Origin of the sequence: Accumulibacter sp. (genome assembly GCF_036625275.1) — a bacterium.
GTDB lineage: Bacteria > Pseudomonadota > Gammaproteobacteria > Burkholderiales > Rhodocyclaceae > Accumulibacter.
Window position 1 is genome coordinate 1 of record NZ_JAZKUD010000166.1, and the last position, 3,815, is coordinate 3,815.

Consider the following 3,815-nt stretch of genomic DNA (forward strand, 5'->3'; position numbering starts at 1 on the left):
CGACCGTCGTCGAACCGTTGCGCAGCGACTGGCGCAACGTCCAGGCGGCGGCGCTGCTGCTCGCCAACGAAGGCCGGCTCGATGCCGCGCGCGCCGAGGTCGATGCTTTCCATCACCGCCTGTGCCAGGTGCGCGTGCTCGATCCGGCCTGCGGCTCGGCAAACTTTCTCTACGTCACGCTCGAACACCTGAAGCGCCTCGAAGGCGAGGTGCTCGATCAACTGCACGCTTTCGGCCGGGCGGCTGGCGGTTCCCAGCAGCGTCTCGAAGCCGAAGGCCTGACCGTCGACCCGCACCAGTTCCTCGGTCTCGAACTCAACCCGCGCGCCGCGGCGATCGCCGAACTCGTGCTCTGGATCGGTTACCTGCAGTGGCACTTCCGCACCAACGGCAGCGGCCTGCCGCCGCAGCCGATCCTCAAGGACTTTCGCAACATCGAATGCCGCGACGCCGTGCTGGCCTGCGATGCGGTCGAAACCGTCCTCGACGAGCACGGCCGGCCGGTCAGCCGCTGGGACGGGGTAACGACCAAGCCCCATCCGGTGACCGGCGAACCCGTGCCCGACGAGAACGCCCGCCTGCCGCTGCAGCGCTACATCAATCCTCGTCAGGCGGAGTGGCCGCAGGCGGACTTCATCGTCGGCAATCCGCCGTTCATCGGCGCCGGCGGCATGCGCGCCGCGCTGGGTGACGGTTACGTCGAGGCCTTGCGCAAGACCTGGCAAGCTGTTCCCGAATCGGCCGACCTGGTGATGTTCTGGTGGCATCATGCCGCGCAACTCGTGGCGACGGGGAAGGCGCAGCGCTTTGGCCTGATCACGACCAACAGCCTGAAGCAGACCTTCAATCGCCGCGTCGTGCAGTCTGCGCTCGACAACGGCATTTCGCTTGCCTTCGCCGTGCCCGATCACCCCTGGGTCGACAGCGCCGACGGCGCCGCCGTGCGCATCGCGATGACCGTCGGCACGGTGGGTGGTGGCGAGGGGCGGTTGCTGAGCGTAAGCGACGAGCAGGAGGGGAGAGGCGAAGGGCTGGAGGTGACGCTGCAGGAACAGGTCGGGCTGATACACGCTGATTTGCGGATTGGCGCCAAGGTTGCGGCAGCCGTGGCGCTGAAAGCCAACTCGGGCATTGCCAACCGTGGTGTCCAAGTATTCGGCGCTGGCTTCGTTGTCACACCACAGGAAGCCATGCAACTGCAACCCTGCGACCGAATACGGCCGTATCGAAACGGCAAGGACCTGACTGACAAGCCACGCGGCGTCATGGTCATCGACTTCTTCGGTTTCAGTGCCGAAGAAGTGCGCAGCCATCATCCTGGGGCCTTTCAATGGCTTCATGAACGGGTAAAACCAGAACGTGATCAAAATGCGCGCCAAAGCTACCGCGACAACTGGTGGATCCTTGGTGAAAACCAGCCGTCGATGCGTGCAGCAATTCGCGATCTGTCGCGTTACCTTGTCACCGCCCTCACGGCAAAGCACCGAGTTTTTCAGTTCATTGCCGGCACCATTCTCCCTGACCAAGGCTTGGTGACCATTGCCTCTGGCGACGCCTTTATGCTGGGCATACTTTCGTCGTCGCCCCACTCTGTTTGGGCGCTTGCAGCGGGTGGGACGCTCGAAGACCGACCGCGCTACAACATCACGAGATGCTTTGAGACCTTTGCCTTCCCCATTGCCACCCCAGACCAGGTCGCCCGCATCCGCGACCTCGCCGAACAACTGGACGCGCACCGCAAGCGCCAGCAGGCCGTGCATCCGGCGCTGACGTTGACCGGCATGTACAACGTGCTCGAAAAGCTCCGCCGCGGCGAGGCGCTCAACGCGAAGGACAAGACCATCCACGAGCAGGGACTGGTGAGCGTGTTGAAATCGCTGCACGACGAACTCGACGTCGCCGTGCTCGATGCCTATGGCTGGAGCGACCTCGCACCGCGGCTGGCAGCACACGCCGATGCGGCGCAGAAGGCGGTCGCTGAGGAAACGGTGCTCGTCCGCTTGGTCGCGCTCAACGCCGAACGCGCGGCGGAAGAGGCGCAAGGCCACATTCGCTGGCTGCGTCCCGATTACCAGCAGCCGAGCGCACAGCCGCGGCAAGCGGACATGGTCCTCGACGACGGCCGGCAGGATGCGCTTCCCGGCGACACCCCATCGGCGCCCGCGGTGCAGCGTCTACCCTGGCCCGCGACGCTGCCGGAGCAGGTGGCAGCAGTCGCCCGTCTGCTCGCCGCTGCGCCGCTGCCGCTCACCGAGGGCGAACTCGCTGCGCGCTTTACCGGCAAGGGCTCGTGGAAGAAACGCCTGCCGCAGATCCTCGACACGCTGGAAGCGCTGGGCCGCGTGCGCCGGCAGGGTGCGCGGGTGGCTGGCGTCGGCGAGGTGTCAGGAGCGTTGTGATCGGTCTCTCTCGCGGGTCATTCGCCACGCCGCAGGCGTAGCGGGAAACGCAGCAGCAGCGAGGCCCTGGCGACCGGCTTGCGCTGGCGCATGACGCAACCGAGAGCAGCGGCACGGCGACCAGGATCATCAGCGGCTGCCAGTAGCTGGCGAACTGCGCGGCGAGAATCAGGCAGATGATGCCTACGCCGAGCAGGAAGAGCGTCTGCATCACCGCCAGGCGTTCCTCGATGCCCTCCAGTTCGCCCGAGAAATCGAGGCTGATGCCGGGATGCCGGGCGCGGATTTTTTTCCATTCGCTGGCGATGATTGCGTTGGCCGCAGCCGTTCCATGGTCGGCAGCTCAGTCAGGGCGCCGACGGCAAACCGGAATTGCCGGCTATCGCCAATCCGGAAACCGTGGGAAAATTCGTCTCCGCGCCGACACGCGCAGCTGGTGCCAGGAATGGCAGCCAGCAGACGGTCGACGCCCTCGCCATGATCTCCGGCAGCCTGCCGGGAATCACAGTTCACCTCACTGACACCGACTGGTCATGCCAAAAACACTCTTTGAAAAAGTCTGGGAGTCGCATGTCGTTGCCGAACGACCCGATTCTCCGGCCATCCTGTATATCGACCTCCACCTGGTGCACGAAGTCACTTCGCCGCAGGCCTTTACCGGCCTCCGCCAGCGCGGTCTGAAGGTCCGTCGTCCGGCGCGTACCGTCGCCACGATGGATCACTCCATCCCGACGACGCCGCTCAGCGTGCCGATCGCCGACCCGCTGGCGGCTGCGCAAATCCGGCAGATGGAGGCGAATGCCGCCGAGTTCGGCATCACGCTGCACGGCATGGCCAGCGCCCATCGCGGCATCGTTCATGTCATCGGCCCGGAACTGGGCCTGACCCAGCCGGGCATGACCATCGTCTGCGGCGACAGCCACACCGCCACTCACGGGGCGTTTGGCGCGCTGGCGTTCGGCATCGGCACCAGCGAGGTCGAGCACGTCCTCGCCGCCCAGTGCCTGCTGCAGACCCGGCCGAAAACCTGTGAAGTGCGCGTCGATGGCGACCTGCCGGCCGGCGTCTCGGCCAAGGACCTGATCCTGGCGCTGATCGCCCGGATCGGGGTCGGCGGTGGCACCGGCTATGTCTTCGAATATACCGGCTCCGCGATCCGCGGGTTGACCATGGAGCAGCGCATGACGGTCTGCAACATGTCGATCGAAGCCGGCGCCCGCGCCGGCATGATTACCCCCGACGACATCACTTTTGACTACCTCGCCGGTCGCGAGCACGCCCCCGCCGGCGCCGAATGGGACCAGGCCGTCGCCCGCTGGAGAACGCTCGCCAGCGATCCGGGCGCTACCTACGACCATACCATCACCCTCGACGCGTCCGCGCTCGAACCGATGATCACCTTCGGCACCAATCCCG

The 3,815-nt window shown here is 65.8% G+C and carries 2 protein-coding genes; both read left to right on the top strand.

Annotation, left to right across the window (positions count from 1 at the left end; genetic code table 11):
• On the top strand, positions 1-2,399 hold a 2,399-nt coding region (locus tag V5B39_RS21990; protein ID WP_332344944.1), incomplete at its 5' end, for a class I SAM-dependent DNA methyltransferase.
• Positions 2,400-2,932: 533 nt separating this feature from the next.
• Positions 2,933-3,815: aconitase family protein (locus V5B39_RS21995; protein ID WP_332344945.1), on the top strand; the 883-nt coding region annotated here is incomplete at its 3' end.